Raw genomic sequence first — 16212 nt, forward strand, 5'->3', positions numbered from 1 at the left:
TTATGCGGCCAGAGCGCCGCGAATTTGTTGAACACAGCCAAGTAGGCAGAAGAACGCCAGAACACCGTTGATGAACGTCATAAACACATTAAATGGTCCACACACATCCATTTCCACCGACGCGGTGCCCGACGGATTGTCAAGCCTCGGGTTAACGCAGGTGGCGGTCGGGATGCTAGGGATAAAAGACCACCGGAAACTCATGCTGGTATTAATGAACGACTTCGAGTAGTCGTCCCAGGAAGTACGGCTGTCCTTGTATGCCTTTTCGGTAGAGATCATGGAACTATCGGCGGTCATATTCACCTCACAGCGTGGTTGCGAACTACCACCGCAAGCAGTGGCGACGGTTTGCCCCGACGCCGATATTGTCGCCAGAGCAATGACGAGAAAAATGAGAAAACGGATCATGGTCATGCCTTAATAGCGTTCTGTACCTGCCTAACACACCCATACACACAGGCAATAGCCAGCACGGCATTAAGAAAGAACGTGAATTTATTGAAGCCTCCACAGATGTCCATTTCGACAGGGCCTCCGGTAACAGGGTTACGAAGGGAAGGATTGACGCAGGCGGTAGTAGGAATCTGTGGGATGAACGACCACTGGAATTTATTCGGGTCGATGTTGTCCATCTTCCCCTTTAAGCCCACGTTGGCCTGATCGACACTGGCGCGCGAGGCAGCGTCCTTTTCCAGCATGTCGGCGTTAGTGTTAGCGACCATCGCACAAACACCCTGACCGGGTCCGCCGCAACCCAAGCCGTTGTTCGGATCAGGTGGTGGCGTGACAGCGGTATGTACGATGACGTATCCTCCGGTACCTGGATCGTAGACGCCAGTGTCAAAACAAGTCTTGCCGCCATTCGCCTTGTTAATGCAGACATCAAATCCGTTACCAGCGTTGGCCTTAACGTCGATGCTCGACTTGCCATCAGAACCTGGCACGCTCAGGCTAGAAGTGGACTCCATACCAGCACACCCCGGATTAGCGGGATCGGTCATGATCTGCTTGGTAGCAGGGTCAAACAGCATCTCGCAGGGGGTGTCCAACGGCTTCTTAACCTTGGTAGCGTCGGTAAGACTGCACCGGTAGTTGCCGTTGACGTCCTTCCCCCCATCCACATAACCAGGATCACAAGCCAAAGTCACATTGGTAGCTTGATCGAATAAATAAACGACGCTGACATAACGATAGACATTGCCAGTACAACACTCAATAACATGAGTGGTAGCAGACTTGCCGCCTGTTAAGCGCCAAAGATAACTCTCCGTATCCCGGATTGGACCAACACAGTCTGGATACTGTTGATCCTCCTTAGTCACACATGTGGCATGCAGAGCAACAAAGGGAATGGCTAATGGAGATGCGGGTAGTTTTTGAGGAACAACCAAAATCCCGGTTACAACACCGCCAGCGGAATAAGAGCCATTGTATATAGAGCGCTGTACCCCGGCGTCCGTACCAGCGACTCCAACATTTGCCTGCGTCAGCACCCCGATATCAGATGGCCCAACAGGAACGCCAGGAATTTCCTGTGCACTGGCTGGAGGTCCTTTGCCGGAAGCCGCAATGACCGGCTTAGGCGTCACATCGCGCTTACCCGGTGTAGGATCGTTGAACTTAGCAGGATTAGGATTCTCGCGCTTGGCATCTGGTTGGAGGTTAACCGTGAGGGCAGGCTTGGGCAACTGAGCGGCGGGAATGGGCGTCTTGGTCGTACATGGCGCGCTAAGCGCAAACTTATTACAGTCCCACCAGAACAGTGCGGCAAAGAAGCCGACCTGCCCGACAACCAGATCGGTAACGAGCAAATTGGAACCAACCAGCAGCCAAGGAATAATCAGCGGCACGATGGCCCGGGCGCTCCGAATCGGCACGACAATTAGGGATGCCGATATGAACGAGACGGCGAGGATTTTTTTAAACGAGGCCATTTTTGCACTTGCCATAAAAACGGCCAGAGTCGCTAAACGCTGGCCGAAAGGGTCTATAGGAGCGAGACCGTTTAACCGGCTTTACTGAATGCCTTTTTCATCATCTTGATGCCCCAGAAGCCACCAGCAACCAACACAGCAACCGCGAACGCGGCAGTGATGTAGGTAGTAGCCTGAGCCGACAGCGCGGTGATTGCATCGACGCCAGGATCGGCGGCTTGAGCGAACGAGGTGGCGGAAGCAGCGAAAGCAGCGACAGCTACCAGGCCTTTTTTGATATTTGCGTTCATGTGAAAATCTCTTTCAGGAGAGCCGTTAATGAAACCCCGGTTTGGCAACGCCGGGGAGTACTACAAATACTTAATGTGACAAGTGCATAGAGTTAATCAAGCGACTCTATCGCCTGACGTGCAATGCGCCGAATAGCCCCGCCTGCATAGCCGAGGCCGAAGGCGGTAAGGCAGTAGCCAACGATTTGGTAGACGCTCATTTATGGTCGAAGCAGCGGTGGACGATGTACTTGAAGAGATACACCCCGCCAACGAAAAGCGCGGTCAATAGCAGAATCGGCCAAATGGATTCAAGAAGAATTTTCACTCGTCAACCTCCTCTCGCCGTATTTCAGATTTAAATTTGGACTCATAGCATTCCAGCAACCAATAGAATTTGTAAGTGATCACACCAAGGAAACCAGCAAACCAAGACGCGGCGATCTGGGACAGAACGAAATTTTGGAACATCTCAATTTCGTAGTTAATCATCGTCATGACAGCCTTCCTGTGATCCACAGCGGGAACAAGATGACAAGTGCAGCAATCCAAAAGACAAATCCCGGCGTCACCGAATTAACTTTCTTCTGCCGCATTTCCTGCTCCAATTTCCTCTCTTGCATTGGGCGAAAATGCGTGTGTACACGACGAAATAGCCATTTCCCAAAATCAAAAAATATTGCAACAAGGAAGCCAAAAAACCATGACCAAGCCGTCTGAATACCAATGAGGCGCTGCAAGGCTTCAATTTCGAGATTGCTGATCGTCACCGCTGCCCCCCGGCAATCCAGCCCAGGGAGAAGATGACGACAACAGCAATAGCCAAAACAAATTCCGGCGTCATTGCGTCCATTCAAATACCTCCTCTTTTCATGTATCTAATAGCGTCGGCTACTCTTCGATGAGATCGAGCGTATGCTCAACCGGCACTACCTTCACAACCTCACCGGTTTGCTTATCCTTCGTTTCATACGGCTTGCGCTGGAAACCACCCAACACACACGGAACTGAGATTTCCTCGCCCTTATCGCCCAGACGAACTTTGCTACGAATTTCAACCATCTGCGGCCGCGAATAGACATCGGCCGCAGGCGTGATCACCTGTGTGTAGCGTTTTCCTTCATAGGTTTTGGAACCCTCGATACGACCGCTCACCATCACCTGCATTGCCTTGCTTGCCTGATGGCCCTTCTTGTCGTCCATCTTCATCATTACGTTCGATTCCGCCATTTTTTATTCCCCTAAACTATCTGCATAATTTCCGGCTTGCGTGCTACTTCTCACGATTGCGCGCCGGTACAAAACACAATCGCTTGCTAAACCTTTGAAGCTATTTTTAATGCACTGATGGCGTGCGCAAGCTTGTGACGGGTACCTCATGGCGGTCCCTATATTTTTCGCGTAGGTATTCCAAATGCACGCTCGGGGCACCTGGGGCACGTTTCCGATGCCGCAGGTAGACAGCGATGTGGTCCACCTCTGCACATCGAACGTGATTACGATCAGAAATTCGTCCAGCATCGAAGGGCGAAGAGACAATTTTATTTTTTGGCTGAGCCGCTGGCCTCGCTTCTGCGGACTGCGTATACTTATTTACACTAGTCCGAGGAACGGCAAGGGCCACCCCGGCCCGGTCTATCGTCCAGCGGTAGCGGGTGGATTCGTAGACCGCATGCGGCTGCGCCGCAAGATACACGCCTACCGGCCTGTGTGCCTCCACCTGCTCATATCGCCCCTCAACGTCCTCCTCCCTTGTCGCCAGCCTGATCGTCGTGTTGCGGCCACACGTGGGGCCGCCCATAGCCCATATGAAACGGGCGAAGTCGGCGCGCTGGGCGATGGCGGGATTTTCGGACTCGACTTTCTGCGCGGCCTGGTACGCCTCGCGGATAGGTTCCGGAGCATTGCGCACCGACTCCTCCGACAGGCGGCGGAACTCGCGCCATACGCCCACCGGCACGCCACCGATCTGCTGGAACTGGCGAATGCCGTGTACCTGCGCCCAATAGGTGACGCGCTGAGATGCCGTGAATTCCTTTTTGTCGAACTTATCGGGCACGATGACGTAAGTGCGGCCATCCTCGAATGCCTTGTGATCGCCCACGCCTGCGCCGTCAATGCTCTTGCAGACGTACTTGATGATGTAGCCCGCCGCCGTGCCTTTCCCCGCCTCGATCCGTACCAGCTTGACGCGGTTTTTGATGGCGCCTGGCTCGTCGCCATCCTGGCGCATGGCGTAGGCATTTATCACGCCTTCCATCTCGGCCTGGTGTTCAGGCGCGACGAACAGCAGCATGTGCCAGTGCGGGCACCCGTCCGTGTGCGGCTCAGCGATGCGGAAGCCGTAGGGCTGGATACCGCGACGATGCAGCGCGGAACGGATGGCGGACCATACCTTGACCAGATACGCCTGTGCCGCGCGCGGCGTCGGACTGCCGAATTCCGTGTACTTTGCGTTCGTACCGCCCACCGAGTGGTATTTGCTGGGGCATGTTATGGTCCAGAACATGCCTACGTGGCGCATCTTGTCGGCTACCTCTTCAAAGCCGCGAATGCGCAGCATCAATTCGCCGCGGCGAAGCGTTTTATTGCCCATACCCAGTTCGGCCAGTTCGGCCAGGCTGTAGACGTCGCCGTTTTCATTGGTGGCCGTCACGGCCGCCAGCGCTTTCTGGTTTGCCTCGTTCTGCGCCGCTTGGGCCAGGCACGTTTCGCGGCTCACATACGGATCCGCTCGCACGTAGGTCAGGCCCAGCTGAATAGACGTATGTTCGAAGCGGCGCATCAATTCCTTGCGCAGTGCGCGGCGCCACCATGCATGATCTGCGGCGCGCGAGATATAGCCGCGTATCGTTGCAGCCACTGGCGACTTGACGCCGCGACGACTGCATATCGCGTCAATTCGCGCCTTGATGGCGTGCTCATCGTGCAGACTTGAGCACACCTCGTAGCACTCGCGCGCGGCCTGCAGTGCGGCTACCGAGATAGCGCCCGGGCCGGTCATCATGCCGTTACTATCGGCCAGCGGCAGGCGCTGGTCGTCGGCTAGAATTGCATCGATCACTTCGCCACGGCGGCAGTTCAATCCTCCGAACAGACGATGCACGGCGTTCGCCATGCGCGACGGAATCCCCATGTCCAGCATCAATGTACCTTACTTGCCAGGTTGGAGGCATGCCCACCGCACATGCATTTTTGTATAGCAGTAAGCTCGCACAGCAAATTCTGAAGCGCGTTCCAAACGATATCTCGCTCGGCCGTATCAAAGGACATTAGACCGCTATTGGCGCGCTCTATGGGGAAATCTGCCGCTCTAATGGCAACAATACGGGCAGAGATTGACGCACGCGACCAAAAAATGGCACGAACAGCTTCTGCATCGACAGCACGAATCGCCGGGTTTAAATCGTTCATTTGTACGGAGCGCTTCATGCCGCAGATTCCTGTGAATTTAAAGTATTCTGAGGAGCAGGTCCGCCTTTAGCGGACACACGGCAAAATTCGCCCGCACCCGCTACCGCGTGCACGTTCGAGCTTTGCCGTGACGCCGTACTAGGAGTGTCAATAACCATGAAACTCGGCGAGGCTGAACCGCGACGAGACTCGACAAGTTGTCCTATATTTTTCCGAATCGGACAACCAAACTCAGTTCCAGGCGCAGGTGCAGCGAGGGCGGCTTCAGCCGCGAAAAGGTCCGCAGATGGGACACGTGCGCCATGAGGATAAATAACCTCAGCACGCAAAACACTTCCCCAAAGTTTCGAAAGGGATTCATTTTTGATCTGCTGAGCGGTCAACACGCAAAGTAAAAAGTCGTTGAAAGCACCTTGCGAAAGCATGGTTACACCGCTGAAAATCCGATACGTAAATACTGGATGCGCGCAAGGAGAGCCATGGCCACAAGAATTTTTCACAACGGAAGTTTGATTCATGAACGACGATTCCCGGCTATCCACGCATCAAGTTCGCTCTGGACAAAACCCAGCTTGCGCTTACCCAAACAAACTGGCCGTGGGAAATTTGAGCCGTCGTCACGCAGCCAACGCCACAACGTCACACGACTTATGCCGAGAATTTCTAGAACATCTGAATATGAACGAATGCGCATGGCGCTCCCCGAAAGACAATGAAACCGGGGAGAATGTTGGCAGAGGGAAAGATAGAAAGCACGGGCAATAAATACTGGCCTAGAGCGGCCATTTAATGCCCGTGACGGGGAGTTGTATCCGTGCTAGACGGCTGGTGCACCAGGGGGAATGAAGTTTGGAAGTGAATCGATATCAACGTCATCGTCGAGCCAGGTATCAAAAACGCTTTCATCCACGACGGAAACGAACGTCTTTCCATCGAACTGCGCTTTGTATAGAAAAGATTCGCCGAATTCGCGCTGTGCCTCGCTTTGGGCCGCCACGTAGTCAAATCCCTTTCTTAAGCTTCGTAATGCTGAACTTGCCTTGGTACGCAACAGATCAGCCCGGTCCTTCGAACTCGCTACTTGGTCCAACAGGCCACACGCATCAAGCACCATCGCAAGACACCGACAATGATCCGAAGTGGCCGCTTCGGTCACGGCAGAATTGGCGACGCGAATAGGCAGCCAATCGTGCTCAATACACATGATCACGAATTCCGATGCCAGATTGCGAACCACCACATCCCCTTTACGCCCTATAGAATGACCGCCAGATAGCGATGTAGCTGCCCCTGCCAACCACCTAGTACACTCGACTACATCAGAAGAAGCACGCGATTCAAACAGGACACTCGATTCAAAATCATCAAGCCCATGAATTGCATCAAGAAGCGCCACCGACAACTTCCGAATGAGCACAATACGATCTCGAGCCGCATCGATCTTGCACTCCCGGTCGCGCTGGGCAGCATATAAGCGACGCAGATCAAGCAACTTCCCGATAAACACTTGCGCGCCCAGAATCACCGACTCCCCACGATTCCTGCGCGACTCACGAACTGTTTCGACAAACTCGACAAAACGCCTCAGAACATCGTTTTCCTGAACACCTATCTCGCCACCAAAAGACATTGAACTCGTCATTGTTTTCTCCACTCATCCAGAAGGTCGGCCCATTTTTGCATCATGACACGCCTCTCCTCAAAGTAGGTGGCATGGTTGTATGCGCGACGGACAGCGTTTGGCTCCGCATGTGCAAGCTGAGCCTCTATAACATCATGGCGAAAGCCAATTTCATTCAATCGAGTAGAGCCAGTTGTTCGCGTCCCATGCGGACTATATTTGGTCGCCCATCCCAGCTTTTTCAAAGCTTGCCGCAAAGCCGCATCGGCCATCGGGCGCGCACGGTCATCTCGATTTGGGAAAACGAATTTCGTATTCCCCGTTACGGGCCTCATAGCCTTCAGCAAGTCAAGCGCCTGCGTCGGCAACGGTAGCACGTGCTCTCGACGTGCCTTCATCCTCTGCGCTGGAATTTTCCAAAGCGCATTTTCGATATCGAACTCAGACCACTCTGCCTTAACCGATTCATTAGGTCGCGTAAGCGTCAACCACATCAATCGAAATGCATTGATCGTCTGGAAATTACCTCCGTGGCCGTCAAAATCAACAAGCAGCTTGCCAATTTCCTCAACTGACAAAGCCCGCTTGTGCTGGGTTTTATTGGGCGGCAACGATTTACGCACCGCCCACACCGGGTCGGTATCGGCGCGCAGCGTCGCAACCGCAAGTTCGAACACCGACGACATCGTTCGCTTGGCTTCGGCGGCAACGGACGGCGCTCCGCGCTTAACAGTCTTCATGAGAATATCGAGTACATGAGCGGATGTAATTTGTCGCACGGGCAACTTCCCAATTGACGGGAAGACTACTCTCTGAAGCATGTCCAACCGTCGCGTCTTAGTCACATCCTCCCAATCTTTCAACGCTAACCATTCTTTTGCAACGGCCTCGAAAGTATTAGCGGAATCCATCTCACGCCTAATTTTTTCAAACTGCCGATTTTGAACAGGACTGACTCCCAGCCTTACCAACTTACGCGCGTCTTCGCATTTTTCGCGGGCATCGGCGAGGCCAACGCTGGGGTAGTCGCCAAGCGCAAAAAGCGATTCCTTACCTGCGAGCTTAAAACGATAGCGCCATGCCTTCACGCCACTCGGCTTGATTTCAAGATACAAGCCCTTGTAGTCGTTCAGCCGGTAGAGCTTTTCCATCGGTTTGGCGCTTCGGCAGCGTGCGTCAGTCAGCATCTTGTCTCCGGGCAATTGATGAGTTACCGGATTGTACCCACCAACACCCGCAATGCCAAGCAATTGTACCCACCCATGTACCCGCAATTTTCATGAATACTCAAGAAATATTGTGAAACGATCAGAAACGAGAAAGCCGCGAATTTCGCGGCTCTCATAGGGAAAACTCAAGAATTTTTCGGCATCATGAAACACAATGAAATGCCATGAAACAACACTCCCAATTTAGACGTTGAACAGGAAGTTCAGCACGTCGCCATCCTTGACCACGTATTCCTTACCCTCGGCGCGCATCTTGCCCGCTTCCTTGGCGCCCGCCTCGCCCTTGTAGGCGATGAAGTCGTCATAGGCGATGGTTTGCGCGCGGATGAAGCCGCGTTCGAAGTCGGTGTGGATCACGCCTGCCGCTTGCGGTGCCGTGGCGCCAACGGGGATGGTCCAGGCGCGCACTTCCTTCACGCCCGCCGTGAAATAGGTTTGCAGGCCCAGCAGCTTGTAGCCGGCGCGGATCAGGCGGTCCAGGCCTGGCTCTTCCATGCCCATGTCGGCCAGGAAAGCGCCCTTGTCGGCATCGTCCAGGTCGGCGATTTCCGCTTCCAGCGCGGCGCAGATGGCTACGATAGGCGCGTTCTGCGATTTCGCGTAGTCCGTCAACTGGTCCAGCAGCGGGTTATTCGTAAAGCCCGTGTCCGAGACGTTGGCGACGAACATGGCCGGCTTGGCCGTGATCAGGCACAGCGGCTTGATCAGTTCCATTTCGTCGGCGTCCAGGCCCATGGCGCGCACCGGTTTGGCGTCGTTCAGGTAAGGCATCATACGTTCCATGATGGCCAGCAGCTTGGCCGCATCCTTGTCGCCCGAGCGGGCTTTCTTGTTTTCGCGGTGGATGGCTTTTTCCACGGTGCCCATGTCGGCCAGCGCCAGTTCGGTCTGGATGACTTCGATATCGTCGAGCGGGTTGATCTTGCCGGCCACGTGGATGACGTTGTCATCTTCGAAGCAGCGCACGACGTTGACGATGGCATCCGTCTCGCGGATGTGCGACAGGAACTGGTTGCCCAGGCCCTCGCCCTTCGATGCACCGGCCACCAGGCCGGCGATGTCGACGAATTCCACGATGGCGTTGACCATGCGTTCCGGCTTGACGATGGCGGCAAGCGCATCCATGCGCGGATCCGGCACTTCGACGACGCCGACGTTCGGCTCGATGGTGCAGAACGGGTAGTTCTCAGCCGGGATGCCGGCTTTCGTCAGTGCATTGAACAGGGTGGACTTGCCGACGTTCGGCAAGCCGACGATACCGCATTGGAGACTCATGGGAAAACCTTTAAATAATCAATTTTGCCGGCAAGCGGCTGGTGCAAAAACGGCCGGTACAGGCGTTTTCTGGATAATCTTGCTGTATAAATGCTGGTAAGGGTCAATTGTACCTCTATGCACCCTACTCTTCAAAAAAACCACCCTCTTTGACGCTAACTGTCGCTATCGCCGTCGTCCGGCTGCGACGCGTCGAATTCCAGGATGTCGCCGGGCTGGCATTCGAGCATTTCGCAAATTTTTGACAGGGTATCGAAGCGCACGCCGCGTACCTTGCCCGATTTTAAGAGCGACAGATTCTGCTCCGTGATGCCGACAAAGGCCGCCAGTTCCTTCGATTTCACTTTTTTCCTGGCCAGTACCAGGTCGAGGCGCACGATGATGCCCATCAGATGAACCCGCTGTTTTCATCGGCCAGGCGCTGGCCTTCGTGGAGGATTTGCGCCAGCGCAAAGAAAACGCAGCACAGCAGCAAGGTCCACAGATCGCCGCCCGTGATATCGATGACCAGGCGCAACTGGCTTGTCCCCTCTTCCAGCAAGCCGAACAGCATGCCGCGCACGGTCGGCTCCAGCAGGGTCAAGAGCGTTCCCAGCAGCAGGCAAGCCGCGAAGCGGCGAAAGTACGCCGCCACTGGCGGCGTAAAGTACACGCCCTGCTCGAACTGGCGCAAGACCCGCCCCAGCTGGCGCACGGCATCGCCCAGCACCAGCAGGGCCGGCAAGGCCAGCGCCAGGCCCAGCGCCCGTTGCCACCAGGGCATGGCCGCCAGCAAGGCGTATGGCTGACTCTGCAGCTGCAATACCAGCTCGTACATGCCTGCGCCCGCCACGGTGCCGTGCGCGGCCGGCGCGGGTGCCAGCCAGCCCAGCACCGTCAGCAACAGGTAGACGACGAAGAAGCTTTTCACGCCAAGGCGCACGCGCCGGCTCAGTACAGCTGGCCCCGCATTATTTTTTTGCATATTTAAAAGTATACGAAAAGACAAAGTATCGTTAGAATAAATTATCGTAAAACAATAATTAAATCATGTTTTGCGACCATTTTACCATGCTCACCACCCCTATCGACTGGAGACACCATGAAAACCCTGCTTGCCACACTTGTTTGCAGCACCACCTTTTTGCTCGGCGGCACCGCCCGCGCCGATGATGTGAACGCCATGCTGCGGCAGGCGCTGGCCGACAGCAGCGTGCCGGCCATGGCCATCCTCGTGATCCGCGACGGCAAGATCGATACGCAGGCGCAGGCAGGCGTGCGGGCCAATGACGGCAAGGACGCCGTGCGCGCCGACGATGTGTGGAATATCGGCTCCAACGGCAAGGCCATGACGGCGACGCTGATCGCGCGCCTGGTGGAAAAAGGCGTGCTGTCCTGGGATGCGCCCCTGTCGCGCATGCTGCCTGGGCTGAGCGCTGGCATGCGCGCGGAATACCGCGACGTCAGCCTGGCGGACCTGCTGGCGCACCGCGCCGGCCTGCCGCCCAATCCCGATGAGGCGTGGATCAATTCCACCTACACGGATACGCGCCCGCTGCCGCTGCTGCGCCTGGAATACGCGCAACGCGCGCTGGCAGACGCGCCGATCGCCACGGCGCGCGGCGAATCGCATTACTCGAACAGCGGCGCCATGATCGCCGCCGCCATCGCGGAGCGGGCAACAGGCAAGACCTACGAGGAATTGATGCAAAGTGAGGTGTTCGGCCCGCTGGGCATGCGGGCCGCCTTCGGCGCCACGGTGCGCGGACAAAACCTGGGCCACAAGGAAGGCAAGCCGATCGCCGGCTTGATGGCGGGCAATCCGCTGATGATGGCGCCCGATGGAGAGATTAACCTGAGCATGGCCGACTGGGCCAAGTTTGCGCTCGATCAACTGCAAGGCGAGCAAGGCAAGGGCAAGCTGCTCAAGCAAGAAACGTATGTGTTCCTGCACACGGCACAGGGCGAGACGAACGCGGCACTAGGCTGGGGCGTGATGCATTTCCCGCCGCAGGCACCGCAGCGCGTACTCACGCACCTGGGTTCGAACGGCTACTGGCACGCGCTGATCGCACTGGCACCCGGCAGCGGCGACGGCTTGCTGATCACCGCCAATGCGGGCGAAGGCAGCAGCGCCCAGGCCAGCCAGCAGCAGATGGCGAAAAGCATCATGGCCGGCTTCGGCAAAGCCAAGCCCGGGAAATAACTAAGGCAAATAACTAGGCCGTATGCAGCTTCATGGTAGCCGCCTCGAACTTGCCCTCGACGATCAGCGGCATGACTTGCAGGGATTTGGCTATCGCCTGCTCGATCAGTTCCTGGTCTTCGCGGCGCGGGCGGTGCAGCACGAAATCGGCCACCTGCTGCTGCATGCTCAGGGTGCGCGGGTGGCCGATACCCAGGCGCAAGCGCCAGTAATCCTGCGTGCCCAGCGCGGCCGTGATGTCCTTCAAGCCATTGTGGCCGCCGGCCGAGCCGCCTTTTTTCAGGCGCGCGATGCCGGGCATCAAGTCGAGCTCATCGTGCACTACCAGCACTTCATCGGCGGCAATCTTGAAAAAGCGCGCCAGCGCGCCCACGGACTGGCCCGAGCGGTTCATGAAGGTCAGCGGCTCGAGCAGCCAGACTTCCTTGCCGCCAATCGACGTTTTCGCCATCATGGCGTTGTAGCGCGAGTCGCGCTGCAAACGCGTGCCGGGCAAGCTGTTGGCAAGATTGTCCACCAGCCAGAAGCCGGCATTGTGGCGGGTTTGTTCGTATTCGGGTCCCGGATTGCCGAGGCCGACGATCAGGCGTATGGGCATGGCTGTGTCTGCAATGTAAAAGAAAGCATTATCGGTGAAAACAGGCGGAAAAAAACCCGCGCGGCGAACCTGGCGGGTTTTTCCTTGCAACTACCGCATTGCTGCGGCGGCAAAATTACTTCTTGTCAGCAACTTCAGCAGCAGCGGCTTCAGCAGCAACGTGGCCAGCCGGTACCGAAGCGGTAGCGATGGTCAGGTTGGCGCCGTGGGTGACAGCGGTCACGCCAGCTGGCAGGACCAGGTCGCCTACGTGCAGCGAGTGACCAACGTCGATGTTCGACAGGTCAACGTTGATGAATTCTGGCAGTTTGCCTGGCAGGCAAGCGACTTCGATTTCGTTGGCAACGTGGCTGATGGTCGCGCCGTGCAGTTTGACTGCTGGGGAAACGTCAGCGTTGATGAAGTGCAGAGCCACTTTCACGTGGATAGGCTGCGATGCGTCAACGCGCTGGAAGTCAGCGTGCAGAACCAGTTGTTTGTATGCGTGGACTTGGAAGTCGCGCAGCAGAACTTGCTGGGAAACGCCGTCGATTTCCAGATCCAGGATCGACGAGTGGAACACTTCTTTTTTCAACGCGTGGTACAGGGCGTTGTGATCCAGCGAGATCAGCACCGGGGCTTCAGCGCCACCGTAGACGATACCAGGGGTTTGGCCGGAAATGCGCAGGCGGCGGCTCGCTCCGGAACCTTGCAATTCGCGTTTAAATGCGATAACTTTCATGTGAAACTCCAAGAAGAACAAGGCTTGCGCCTTGTGTTATGAGGATGCCCGCGACCAGGAATCCTCGAAAATGGGGTGCAAAACACCCCGAAAATTAAAACACTGCGGCGCAACAGGCAAAAAGCCGGTCGCGCCGCAGGCATTACGTCTGTTACTGCCGATCGAATCAGTCGATGAACAGCGAGATGACGGAGTCACCCTTGATGATGCGTTTGAACGTCTCGGCCAGCAAAGGCGCGCACGTCAATTGACGGATCTTGCCGCAGGCCAGGGCCGCTTCGGACAGGGGAATCGTGTCCGTTACGACCAGCTCATCGAGTGGCGAAGCCGAAATACGGTCGATCGCCGGGCCCGACAGCACCGCGTGCGTGCAATACGCCACGACTTTTTTCGCGCCGCGCTCTTTGAGCACTTCGGCAGCCTTGGTCAGGGTGCCTGCCGTATCGACCATGTCATCCATGATCACGCAGTTGCGGCCTTCGACTTCGCCGATGATGTTCATCACTTCGGACACGTTCGCTTTTGGACGACGCTTGTCGATGATGGCCAGGTCGCAGCCCAGGCGTTTTGCCAGGGCGCGCGCACGTACCACACCGCCGACGTCCGGCGACACCACCAGCAGATCCTGGTAGTTTTTCTTTTGCAGGTCACCCAGCAAAATTGGCGAAGCGTAGATATTGTCGACTGGGATATCGAAGAAACCTTGAATCTGGTCAGCGTGCAAGTCCATGATCAGGACGCGCTCGACACCGGCTTCTTCCAGCATGTTCGCCACCACCTTGGCCGAAATCGCCACACGCGCGGAGCGTGGACGACGGTCTTGGCGGGCGTAGCCGAAGTAAGGAATCGCGGCGGTGATGCGGCCAGCGGAAGCACGTTTCAAGGCATCAACCATCAGCATGATTTCCATCAGGCTGTCGTTGGTTGGAGCACAGGTGGATTGCAAAACAAAAACATCCTTGCCGCGCACGTTTTCGTTAATCTCGACCATTACTTCGCCGTCGGAGAATTTCGAAACGTTTGCTTTACCGAGAGGGATGCCGAGGTTTTTTGCGACCCCCTCTGCCAACGCTGGATTCGCGTTGCCGGTAAAAACCATCAGGTTTTCGTAAGCCATGGGAGTCCCAAGAGGTGATATAGAAGTCTTGAAAAGCACTAACCGGGCATAGGCCCGGTCAGTCATTGTTTAGAATATGCCGCGTGGCGACCTATCTGCTTTTTCCCGTACTGGACGCTAACTTCGCATCGACAGACTACGGTGAAATGGTGGCAGGGGAAGAAGGATTCGAACCTTCGCATGCTGGAATCAAAATCCAGTGCCTTAACCAGCTTGGCGATTCCCCTACGTTACTGACTGCTTGCCGTCATGTTGGCCAGTATTATACCGACTATTTGACGCTAAGCAAAATCTTTTTTTGCTGCCTGCTTTTCATTACAACATCGTGAGCATCGGATGGCGACCCAGCGCTTTTGCCTTCCAGGCGACCCAGACTGGTGGCACATTGCTGAGCACCGCATCCGCTTCTTCCTGACTGCCAAACGCACTAAATACACAAGCACCGGAACCAGTCATCCTGGCCTCACCGTAAGCACCCAGCCATTCTACCGCATCTGCTACCGGCTTGAAAAGACTGCATGCCACTTGCTGTAAATCATTCTTGCCAAACCCGCCCGCATCGTTTCCTTCTGCGAGGTGCCTGGAAAAGTCCGCTATTGTGACGGGTTCGGTATTCCTCGTCAAGCCTTCCGCGCAAAAAATTGCGGCGGTGGGCACTTGCACGCCCGGCTCGATCACCACGTACCAGCAATCGGGCGTGGCGACCGGCTGCAAGGCTTCGCCCACGCCTTCGGCAAAGGCGTTTTCACCAAAGATGAAAAACGGAATATCGGCCCCCAGCGGCAAGCCCAGCGCCATCAATTCCTCGCGCGTCAAATCCGCTTGCCACAGCCGGTTCAAGGCCATCAGTGCCGTGGCCGCATCGGACGAGCCACCGCCGAGGCCGCCGCCCATGGGCAGCACCTTGTCGATGGCGATATCGACGCCGCGCGGCAAGGCGCCCGTACGGCGCAGCACTTCGGCCTGCAGCAGCTTTGCCGCGCGGATGACCAGGTCCTGCTCTTGCGGCACGCCGGCCAGTTCCGTCACGCGGCGAATCAGCGTGTCGTCGCGCAGCGCGAAGTGCAAGGTGTCGCCATGGTCGAGCAACTGGAACACCGTCTGCAGCAAATGGTAGCCATCGGCACGGCGGCCGTTGACGTGCAAAAAGAGGTTCAGCTTGGCCGGTGCCGGGCAATTGTTCAAGGTCGTCAAGGTCATGGTGCGGGTACGGGTACGGATGGGGCGGGATCGAGCACGATGCGCAGCGACACGGCATCGGCCTGGGCGCTGGCATTGCGTTCGGCATCGATGCGCCGCGGTTGGGGCAAGGCGCCCGCGGTGGTCTCGGACGCATCTTGCCACGACACATAGCGCAGGCGCCAGCCGTCTTTGGTCGTCACGCTGTCGTTGGCCGGCGAAGCGACGAAACGCTTGCCATCGGCGTCCACGGCATAGCCCTGCAGCCAGTCGCGCAAGCCCGACACGGGCAAGGACCAGCCCAGCATCTGCGCGCTCAGCGCATCGACGTCGGGCGCCCGGCGCGGCGGCTTGCCGCTTTGCGTCAGCACGGCTTCCCGCGGCGTGACGGCGATCGTCGCCAGGGTGCTGCCGACGGGCGAATACAAGGTCACGTCCGTGCGCTCGGCCGTCTGCTGCCAGTTGAAATTGACGGTGGCCGATTCCGGCTTGTCATTCTTCTGGTAGACGACGTTCAGACGGCCCGTCAGTTCGACCTGCTCGCGGTAGGGGGCGACGCTCTGGCCCGACGGAGCGACGGACGAAAAGGGGGAAGTCAGGGTTGAGCAGGCCGAGAGGGACAGGCAAAGGGCGGTAAGAGCCAAGAGGTTTTTTGACATGGGAAATT

20 protein-coding genes and 1 tRNA gene are annotated in these 16212 nt (G+C 56.6%); 1 reads left to right on the forward strand and 20 read right to left on the reverse strand.

The features are described 5' to 3' along the window. The 14 genes from ACQ4WR_RS21605 to ACQ4WR_RS21670 form a co-directional block, all read right to left on the reverse strand. On the reverse strand, positions 1–411 hold the full coding sequence (locus tag ACQ4WR_RS21605; protein ID WP_219887448.1) for a hypothetical protein: 411 nt from the start codon (positions 409–411) through the stop codon (positions 1–3). Between the two features lie 2 nt (positions 412–413). Beyond that, positions 414–1952: a hypothetical protein gene (locus ACQ4WR_RS21610; protein ID WP_436489850.1), complete on the reverse strand. Its 1539-nt coding sequence runs from the start codon at positions 1950–1952 to the stop codon at positions 414–416. A gap of 56 nt (positions 1953–2008) precedes the next feature. Next, positions 2009–2227 carry a major coat protein gene (locus tag ACQ4WR_RS21615; protein WP_219887450.1) on the reverse strand — a complete coding sequence of 73 codons (219 nt, stop codon included), beginning with the start codon at positions 2225–2227 and terminating at the stop codon, positions 2009–2011. A 473-nt stretch (positions 2228–2700) separates the two neighbouring features. Next, positions 2701–3063 carry a hypothetical protein gene (locus ACQ4WR_RS21620; protein ID WP_436489852.1) on the reverse strand — a complete coding sequence of 121 codons (363 nt, stop codon included), beginning with the start codon at positions 3061–3063 and terminating at the stop codon, positions 2701–2703. Between the two features lie 34 nt (positions 3064–3097). Further along, entirely contained in the window at positions 3098–3436 is a 339-nt protein-coding gene (locus tag ACQ4WR_RS21625; RefSeq protein WP_436489854.1) for a single-stranded DNA-binding protein, read from the reverse strand. A gap of 106 nt (positions 3437–3542) precedes the next feature. Continuing rightward, positions 3543–5351 carry a replication endonuclease gene (locus ACQ4WR_RS21630; RefSeq protein WP_436489855.1) on the reverse strand — a complete coding sequence of 603 codons (1809 nt, stop codon included), beginning with the start codon at positions 5349–5351 and terminating at the stop codon, positions 3543–3545. Next, positions 5351–5638, reverse strand: a complete 288-nt coding sequence (locus ACQ4WR_RS21635) for a hypothetical protein (protein ID WP_219887453.1) — start codon at positions 5636–5638, stop codon at positions 5351–5353. The genes ACQ4WR_RS21630 and ACQ4WR_RS21635 overlap by 1 nt, the downstream gene beginning before the upstream one ends. Continuing rightward, positions 5635–6138: a hypothetical protein gene (locus ACQ4WR_RS21640; RefSeq protein ID WP_436489857.1), complete on the reverse strand. Its 504-nt coding sequence runs from the start codon at positions 6136–6138 to the stop codon at positions 5635–5637. The genes ACQ4WR_RS21635 and ACQ4WR_RS21640 overlap by 4 nt, the downstream gene beginning before the upstream one ends. Continuing rightward, the gene (locus ACQ4WR_RS21645) at positions 6135–6314 is read right to left on the reverse strand and encodes a helix-turn-helix transcriptional regulator (RefSeq protein ID WP_086145739.1); all 180 of its coding nucleotides are present in this window, start codon (positions 6312–6314) and stop codon (positions 6135–6137) included. Before ACQ4WR_RS21645 ends, ACQ4WR_RS21640 begins: the two co-directional genes overlap by 4 nt. A gap of 123 nt (positions 6315–6437) precedes the next feature. Then, on the reverse strand, positions 6438–7262 hold the full coding sequence (locus tag ACQ4WR_RS21650; RefSeq protein ID WP_219887455.1) for a hypothetical protein: 825 nt from the start codon (positions 7260–7262) through the stop codon (positions 6438–6440). Then, positions 7259–8428, reverse strand: a complete 1170-nt coding sequence (locus tag ACQ4WR_RS21655) for a tyrosine-type recombinase/integrase (protein ID WP_436489860.1) — start codon at positions 8426–8428, stop codon at positions 7259–7261. The genes ACQ4WR_RS21650 and ACQ4WR_RS21655 overlap by 4 nt, the downstream gene beginning before the upstream one ends. 225 nt (positions 8429–8653) lie before the next feature. Next, positions 8654–9745, reverse strand: a complete 1092-nt coding sequence (ychF, locus tag ACQ4WR_RS21660) for a redox-regulated ATPase YchF (protein WP_102294496.1) — start codon at positions 9743–9745, stop codon at positions 8654–8656. 155 nt (positions 9746–9900) lie between these two features. Then, entirely contained in the window at positions 9901–10134 is a 234-nt protein-coding gene (locus ACQ4WR_RS21665; RefSeq protein ID WP_102294495.1) for a helix-turn-helix domain-containing protein, read from the reverse strand. Then, positions 10134–10709: a DUF2975 domain-containing protein gene (locus ACQ4WR_RS21670; RefSeq protein WP_436489863.1), complete on the reverse strand. Its 576-nt coding sequence runs from the start codon at positions 10707–10709 to the stop codon at positions 10134–10136. Before ACQ4WR_RS21670 ends, ACQ4WR_RS21665 begins: the two co-directional genes overlap by 1 nt. A gap of 117 nt (positions 10710–10826) precedes the next feature. Between ACQ4WR_RS21670 and ACQ4WR_RS21675 the strand changes: the two genes are divergently transcribed. After that, complete coding sequence (locus ACQ4WR_RS21675; protein WP_436489864.1) at positions 10827–11930, forward strand: serine hydrolase domain-containing protein; 1104 nt, start codon at positions 10827–10829, stop codon at positions 11928–11930. A gap of 13 nt (positions 11931–11943) precedes the next feature. On the opposite strand, the gene pth is transcribed toward ACQ4WR_RS21675, so the two are convergent. The 6 genes from pth to ACQ4WR_RS21705 all read right to left on the reverse strand — a co-directional run bounded on the left by pth (position 11944) and on the right by ACQ4WR_RS21705 (position 16204). Then, positions 11944–12528, reverse strand: coding sequence for an aminoacyl-tRNA hydrolase (gene pth / locus ACQ4WR_RS21680; RefSeq protein ID WP_436489866.1), 585 nt, complete (start codon positions 12526–12528; stop codon positions 11944–11946). A gap of 115 nt (positions 12529–12643) precedes the next feature. Next, entirely contained in the window at positions 12644–13249 is a 606-nt protein-coding gene (locus tag ACQ4WR_RS21685; RefSeq protein WP_102294491.1) for a 50S ribosomal protein L25/general stress protein Ctc, read from the reverse strand. 166 nt (positions 13250–13415) lie between these two features. After that, on the reverse strand, positions 13416–14366 hold the full coding sequence (locus ACQ4WR_RS21690) for a ribose-phosphate pyrophosphokinase (RefSeq protein WP_034753270.1): 951 nt from the start codon (positions 14364–14366) through the stop codon (positions 13416–13418). 150 nt (positions 14367–14516) lie between these two features. Further along, positions 14517–14593: transfer RNA gene (locus ACQ4WR_RS21695), tRNA-Gln, on the reverse strand. 88 nt (positions 14594–14681) lie between these two features. Next, entirely contained in the window at positions 14682–15566 is an 885-nt protein-coding gene (gene ispE / locus ACQ4WR_RS21700) for a 4-(cytidine 5'-diphospho)-2-C-methyl-D-erythritol kinase (RefSeq protein ID WP_436489868.1), read from the reverse strand. Next, complete coding sequence (locus ACQ4WR_RS21705; protein ID WP_436489870.1) at positions 15563–16204, reverse strand: outer membrane lipoprotein LolB; 642 nt, start codon at positions 16202–16204, stop codon at positions 15563–15565. The genes ispE and ACQ4WR_RS21705 overlap by 4 nt, the downstream gene beginning before the upstream one ends. Positions 16205–16212: the final 8 nt, after the last annotated feature.

This window comes from Janthinobacterium amylolyticum (assembly GCF_051380655.1).
Classification (GTDB): Bacteria; Pseudomonadota; Gammaproteobacteria; order Burkholderiales; family Burkholderiaceae_D; genus Janthinobacterium.

Excerpts from the sequence above, each read along its gene's own strand:
- ACQ4WR_RS21605 (WP_219887448.1), bottom strand. The coding sequence starts at position 411 with ATGATCCGTTTTCTCATTTTTCTCGTCATTGCTCTGGCGACAATATCG.
- ACQ4WR_RS21610 (WP_436489850.1), bottom strand. The coding sequence starts at position 1,952 with ATGGCAAGTGCAAAAATGGCCTCGTTTAAAAAAATCCTCGCCGTCTCG.
- ACQ4WR_RS21615 (WP_219887450.1), bottom strand. The coding sequence starts at position 2,227 with ATGAACGCAAATATCAAAAAAGGCCTGGTAGCTGTCGCTGCTTTCGCT.
- ACQ4WR_RS21625 (WP_436489854.1), bottom strand. The coding sequence starts at position 3,436 with ATGGCGGAATCGAACGTAATGATGAAGATGGACGACAAGAAGGGCCAT.
- ACQ4WR_RS21630 (WP_436489855.1), bottom strand. The coding sequence starts at position 5,351 with ATGCTGGACATGGGGATTCCGTCGCGCATGGCGAACGCCGTGCATCGT.
- ACQ4WR_RS21635 (WP_219887453.1), bottom strand. The coding sequence starts at position 5,638 with ATGAAGCGCTCCGTACAAATGAACGATTTAAACCCGGCGATTCGTGCT.
- ACQ4WR_RS21640 (WP_436489857.1), bottom strand. The coding sequence starts at position 6,138 with ATGAATCAAACTTCCGTTGTGAAAAATTCTTGTGGCCATGGCTCTCCT.
- ACQ4WR_RS21645 (WP_086145739.1), bottom strand. The coding sequence starts at position 6,314 with ATGCGCATTCGTTCATATTCAGATGTTCTAGAAATTCTCGGCATAAGT.
- ACQ4WR_RS21650 (WP_219887455.1), bottom strand. The coding sequence starts at position 7,262 with ATGACGAGTTCAATGTCTTTTGGTGGCGAGATAGGTGTTCAGGAAAAC.
- ACQ4WR_RS21655 (WP_436489860.1), bottom strand. The coding sequence starts at position 8,428 with ATGCTGACTGACGCACGCTGCCGAAGCGCCAAACCGATGGAAAAGCTC.
- ychF (WP_102294496.1), bottom strand. The coding sequence starts at position 9,745 with ATGAGTCTCCAATGCGGTATCGTCGGCTTGCCGAACGTCGGCAAGTCC.
- ACQ4WR_RS21665 (WP_102294495.1), bottom strand. The coding sequence starts at position 10,134 with ATGGGCATCATCGTGCGCCTCGACCTGGTACTGGCCAGGAAAAAAGTG.
- ACQ4WR_RS21670 (WP_436489863.1), bottom strand. The coding sequence starts at position 10,709 with ATGCAAAAAAATAATGCGGGGCCAGCTGTACTGAGCCGGCGCGTGCGC.
- ACQ4WR_RS21675 (WP_436489864.1), top strand. The coding sequence starts at position 10,827 with ATGAAAACCCTGCTTGCCACACTTGTTTGCAGCACCACCTTTTTGCTC.
- pth (WP_436489866.1), bottom strand. The coding sequence starts at position 12,528 with ATGCCCATACGCCTGATCGTCGGCCTCGGCAATCCGGGACCCGAATAC.
- ACQ4WR_RS21685 (WP_102294491.1), bottom strand. The coding sequence starts at position 13,249 with ATGAAAGTTATCGCATTTAAACGCGAATTGCAAGGTTCCGGAGCGAGC.
- ACQ4WR_RS21690 (WP_034753270.1), bottom strand. The coding sequence starts at position 14,366 with ATGGCTTACGAAAACCTGATGGTTTTTACCGGCAACGCGAATCCAGCG.
- ispE (WP_436489868.1), bottom strand. The coding sequence starts at position 15,566 with ATGACCTTGACGACCTTGAACAATTGCCCGGCACCGGCCAAGCTGAAC.
- ACQ4WR_RS21705 (WP_436489870.1), bottom strand. The coding sequence starts at position 16,204 with ATGTCAAAAAACCTCTTGGCTCTTACCGCCCTTTGCCTGTCCCTCTCG.